Origin of the sequence: Paraburkholderia kururiensis JCM 10599 = LMG 19447 (genome assembly GCF_003986935.1) — a bacterium.
Classification (GTDB): domain Bacteria; phylum Pseudomonadota; class Gammaproteobacteria; order Burkholderiales; family Burkholderiaceae; genus Paraburkholderia; species Paraburkholderia kururiensis.
Genome location: NZ_RJZE01000064.1, coordinates 1 through 5,542, shown reverse-complemented (window position 1 = coordinate 5,542; position 5,542 = coordinate 1). Strand labels below are relative to the sequence as shown.

Sequence of the window (5,542 nt, the reverse complement as noted above, 5' to 3'; positions counted from 1 at the left end):
AGTCTTCATAATCTCGTTTCTCTGCTGCTGATGCAGCGACGCAGGCGGTGCTGGAGGGAAGTGACTCTGGTGACGGTGCGAACGATCTTTAAAAACTTACAGCCGATAAGTGTGGGCGCTTGATGGCGGCGTGCCCCGGTGACGTTATGTTGCCGGGCAAGCAAAGGTATCAAGAGTCTCACACGGTAAGGAATAGGAAGTGAAGCAATTCACGACCTGTCAGTACCGAGTTGAGCGACCTGTCCGGAGACGGACAGAGACAGTAACAGGTTTGAACTGAAGAGTTTGATCCTGGCTCAGATTGAACGCTGGCGGCATGCCTTACACATGCAAGTCGGACGGCAGCGCGGGCTTCGGCCTGGCGGCGAGTGGCGAACGGGTGAGTAATACATCGGAACGTATCCTGGAGTGGGGGATAGCCCGGCGAAAGCCGGATTAATACCGCATACGCTCTGAGGAGGAAAGCGGGGGACCTTCGGGCCTCGCGCTCAAGGGGCGGCCGATGGCGGATTAGGTAGTTGGTGGGGTAAAGGCCTACCAAGCCGACGATCCGTAGCTGGTCTGAGAGGACGACCAGCCACACTGGGACTGAGACACGGCCCAGACTCCTACGGGAGGCAGCAGTGGGGAATTTTGGACAATGGGGGCAACCCTGATCCAGCAATGCCGCGTGTGTGAAGAAGGCCTTCGGGTTGTAAAGCACTTTTGTCCGGAAAGAAATCATCGGGGCCAATACCCCTGGTGGATGACGGTACCGGAAGAATAAGCACCGGCTAACTACGTGCCAGCAGCCGCGGTAATACGTAGGGTGCGAGCGTTAATCGGAATTACTGGGCGTAAAGCGTGCGCAGGCGGTGCTGTAAGACCGATGTGAAATCCCCGGGCTTAACCTGGGAACTGCATTGGTGACTGCAGCGCTGGAGTATGGCAGAGGGGGGTGGAATTCCACGTGTAGCAGTGAAATGCGTAGAGATGTGGAGGAACACCGATGGCGAAGGCAGCCCCCTGGGCCAATACTGACGCTCATGCACGAAAGCGTGGGGAGCAAACAGGATTAGATACCCTGGTAGTCCACGCCCTAAACGATGTCAACTGGTTGTTGGGGATTCATTTCCTTAGTAACGTAGCTAACGCGTGAAGTTGACCGCCTGGGGAGTACGGTCGCAAGATTAAAACTCAAAGGAATTGACGGGGACCCGCACAAGCGGTGGATGATGTGGATTAATTCGATGCAACGCGAAAAACCTTACCTACCCTTGACATGTACGGAACCCTGGTGAGAGCCGGGGGTGCCCGAAAGGGAGCCGTAACACAGGTGCTGCATGGCTGTCGTCAGCTCGTGTCGTGAGATGTTGGGTTAAGTCCCGCAACGAGCGCAACCCTTGTCCCCAGTTGCTACGCAAGAGCACTCCGGGGAGACTGCCGGTGACAAACCGGAGGAAGGTGGGGATGACGTCAAGTCCTCATGGCCCTTATGGGTAGGGCTTCACACGTCATACAATGGTCGGAACAGAGGGTTGCGAAGCCGCGAGGTGGAGCCAATCCCAGAAAACCGATCGTAGTCCGGATTGCAGTCTGCAACTCGACTGCATGAAGCTGGAATCGCTAGTAATCGCGGATCAGCATGCCGCGGTGAATACGTTCCCGGGTCTTGTACACACCGCCCGTCACACCATGGGAGTGGGTTTTGCCAGAAGTGGCTAGTCTAACCGCAAGGAGGACGGTCACCACGGCAGGATTCATGACTGGGGTGAAGTCGTAACAAGGTAGCCGTATCGGAAGGTGCGGCTGGATCACCTCCTTTCCAGAGCAGCGCGTCCAAAGTCAGAGCGCTCACACTTGTCGGCTGTATGAATGACAGACTCAGGGGTCTGTAGCTCAGTCGGTTAGAGCACCGTCTTGATAAGGCGGGGGTCGTTGGTTCGAATCCAACCAGACCCACCAACTTTGTCTGTGACGGGCAGTCCCCTGCAGGAGTCGGTGAGGGGGGCATAGCTCAGCTGGGAGAGCACCTGCTTTGCAAGCAGGGGGTCGTCGGTTCGATCCCGTCTGCCTCCACCAGTCCCCAGCGCGCAGTGTCGGTGAGACACGGGTACTGCGCCCTGGCGACTGCCAGCCAGACGGCATGAGGTTGATGCCGCTGTCGTTCTTTAACAATCAGGAAGCAGCAGTAATTTGACTGATGCGAAAGCGCCTTGTGAGATGGGCGTGAGTAGGTCAGTCAGGGTTGTGATTGTATCGAAAGTATCTCAGGGCCATCGAAGGATGGCATTGGAATACGGCACAACGCTAAAACTCAACCTGTAGCGGTCGAGGTCTGTTCCCTGTGTGGGAAGAGACACACCCGTTATAGGGTCAAGCGAACAAGTGCATGTGGTGGATGCCTTGGCGATCACAGGCGATGAAGGACGCGGTAGCCTGCGAAAAGCTCCGGGGAGCTGGCAAACAAGCTTTGATCCGGAGATGTCCGAATGGGGAAACCCACTCCTTCTGGAGTATCCGTGGCTGAATACATAGGCCATGTGAAGCGAACGCGGCGAACTGAAACATCTAAGTAGCCGCAGGAAAAGAAATCAACCGAGATTCCCAGAGTAGTGGCGAGCGAAATGGGAGCAGCCTGTACTCTTTATCTGAACTGTTAGCCAAACGCTCTGGAAAGTGCGGCCATAGCGGGTGATAGCCCCGTAGGCGAAAACAGGTTGGAAGAACTGGGTGTACGACAAGTAGGGCGGGACACGTGAAATCCTGTCTGAAGATGGGGGGACCATCCTCCAAGGCTAAATACTCGTGATCGACCGATAGTGAACCAGTACCGTGAGGGAAAGGCGAAAAGAACCCCGGGAGGGGAGTGAAACAGATCCTGAAACCGCATGCATACAAACAGTCGGAGCCTCGAAAGGGGTGACGGCGTACCTTTTGTATAATGGGTCAGCGACTTACATTCAGTGGCGAGCTTAACCGTATAGGGCAGGCGTAGCGAAAGCGAGTCCGAACAGGGCGTCCAGTCGCTGGGTGTAGACCCGAAACCAGGTGATCTATCCATGGCCAGGCTGAAGGTGCGGTAACACGTACTGGAGGGCCGAACCCACTGACGTTGAAAAGTCAGGGGATGAGCTGTGGATAGGGGTGAAAGGCTAAACAAACCTGGAAATAGCTGGTTCTCTCCGAAAACTATTTAGGTAGTGCCTCGTGTATCACCTTCGGGGGTAGAGCACTGTCATGGTTGAGGGGTCCATTGCGGATTACCTCGCCATAGCAAACTCCGAATACCGAAGAGTGCAATCACGGGAGACAGACATCGGGTGCTAACGTCCGGTGTCAAGAGGGAAACAACCCAGACCGCCAGCTAAGGTCCCCAAACATGGCTAAGTGGGAAACGAAGTGGGAAGGCTAAAACAGTCAGGAGGTTGGCTTAGAAGCAGCCACCCTTTAAAGAAAGCGTAATAGCTCACTGATCGAGTCGTCCTGCGCGGAAGATGTAACGGGGCTAAGCCATGTACCGAAGCTGCGGATGCGAGCTTGCTCGCATGGTAGGAGAGCGTTCCGTAAGCCTGCGAAGGTGCACCGGAAGGTGTGCTGGAGGTATCGGAAGTGCGAATGCTGACATGAGTAGCGATAAAGGGGGTGAAAGGCCCCCTCGCCGTAAGCCCAAGGTTTCCTACGCAACGTTCATCGGCGTAGGGTGAGTCGGCCCCTAAGGCGAGGCAGAAATGCGTAGCTGATGGGAAGCAGGTCAAGATTCCTGCACCGGCGTGAAATGCGATGGGGGGACGGATCGCGGAAGGTTGTCCGGGTGTTGGAAGTCCCGGTCGCTGCATTGGAGAAGGTGCCCTGGCAAATCCGGGCACGCAATTCAAGGGTGTGGCGCGAGCGGCCTCGGCTGCGAAGCAACTGGAAGGGGTTCCAGGAAAAGCCTCTAAGCTTCAGTTTCACGTTGACCGTACCGCAAACCGACACAGGTGGGCGAGATGAGTATTCTAAGGCGCTTGAGAGAACTCGGGAGAAGGAACTCGGCAAACTGGTACCGTAACTTCGGGATAAGGTACGCCCTGGTAGCTTGACCGGCCTGCGCCGGAAGGGTGAAGGGGTTGCAATAAACTGGTGGCTGCGACTGTTTAATAAAAACACAGCACTCTGCAAACACGAAAGTGGACGTATAGGGTGTGACGCCTGCCCGGTGCCGGAAGATTAAATGATGGGGTGCAAGCTCTTGATTGAAGTCCCGGTAAACGGCGGCCGTAACTATAACGGTCCTAAGGTAGCGAAATTCCTTGTCGGGTAAGTTCCGACCTGCACGAATGGCGTAACGATGGCCACACTGTCTCCTCCCGAGACTCAGCGAAGTTGAAGTGTTTGTGATGATGCAATCTACCCGCGGCTAGACGGAAAGACCCCATGAACCTTTACTGCAGCTTTGCATTGGACTTTGAACCGGTCTGTGTAGGATAGGTGGGAGGCTGTGAAGCGTGGACGCCAGTCTGCGTGGAGCCAACCTTGAAATACCACCCTGGCTTGTTTGAGGTTCTAACCCAGGTCCGTGAATCCGGATCGGGGACAGTGCATGGCAGGCAGTTTGACTGGGGCGGTCTCCTCCCAAAGCGTAACGGAGGAGTACGAAGGTACGCTAGGTACGGTCGGAAATCGTGCTGATAGTGCAATGGCATAAGCGTGCTTGACTGCGAGACCGACAAGTCGAGCAGGTGCGAAAGCAGGTCATAGTGATCCGGTGGTTCTGTATGGAAGGGCCATCGCTCAACGGATAAAAGGTACTCTGGGGATAACAGGCTGATACCGCCCAAGAGTTCATATCGACGGCGGTGTTTGGCACCTCGATGTCGGCTCATCTCATCCTGGGGCTGTAGCCGGTCCCAAGGGTATGGCTGTTCGCCATTTAAAGAGGTACGTGAGCTGGGTTTAAAACGTCGTGAGACAGTTTGGTCCCTATCTGCCGTGGGCGCTGGAAGTTTGAGGGGGCCTGCTCCTAGTACGAGAGGACCGGAGTGGACGAACCTCTGGTGTACCGGTTGTCACGCCAGTGGCATCGCCGGGTAGCTATGTTCGGAAGAGATAACCGCTGAAAGCATCTAAGCGGGAAACTCGCCTCAAGATGAGACTTCCCCGGGGCTTCGAGCCCCTTGAAGGGTCGTTCAAGACCAGGACGTTGATAGGCCGGGTGTGGAAGCGCAGTAATGCGTTAAGCTAACCGGTACTAATTGCCCGTAAGGCTTGATCCTATAACCGGTGTGTTTCAGCACACCGCTACAGTTGCGCGTTGTGCCCAGTCACAACCCCACAGTTACATACGCTGCTTCCCGATTGGCTGCGCCGCAGCCGGGCCTCCGGCCCCGCCCACGCGACGCAGCAACCCGTCATGCCTGATGACCATAGCGAGTCGGTCCCACCCCTTCCCATCCCGAACAGGACCGTGAAACGACTCCACGCCGATGATAGTGCGGATTGCCCGTGTGAAAGTAGGTAATCGTCAGGCTCCTTACCCCGCAAAGACCCCGCCACCCATATGGCGGGGTCTTCTGCTTTGGGC

At 56.0% G+C, this 5,542-nt stretch carries 2 tRNA genes and 3 rRNA genes; all 5 read left to right on the top strand.

Going from position 1 to position 5,542, the window contains the following annotated elements:
• Positions 1 to 273 precede the first annotated feature (273 nt).
• The 5 genes from PKKP23_RS32990 to rrf all read left to right on the top strand — a co-directional run bounded on the left by PKKP23_RS32990 (position 274) and on the right by rrf (position 5,488).
• A 16S ribosomal RNA gene (locus PKKP23_RS32990) occupies positions 274 to 1,804 on the top strand.
• A 63-nt stretch (positions 1,805 to 1,867) separates the two neighbouring features.
• Positions 1,868 to 1,944 (top strand) — tRNA-Ile (locus PKKP23_RS32985).
• A 41-nt stretch (positions 1,945 to 1,985) separates the two neighbouring features.
• Positions 1,986 to 2,061 (top strand) — tRNA-Ala (locus PKKP23_RS32980).
• A 292-nt stretch (positions 2,062 to 2,353) separates the two neighbouring features.
• Positions 2,354 to 5,234: ribosomal RNA gene (locus PKKP23_RS32975) — 23S ribosomal RNA — on the top strand.
• A gap of 140 nt (positions 5,235 to 5,374) precedes the next feature.
• Positions 5,375 to 5,488 (top strand): 5S ribosomal RNA (gene rrf, locus PKKP23_RS32970).
• Together the 16S, 23S and 5S rRNA genes with 2 tRNA genes alongside form the textbook arrangement of a ribosomal RNA operon.
• Positions 5,489 to 5,542 lie beyond the last annotated feature (54 nt).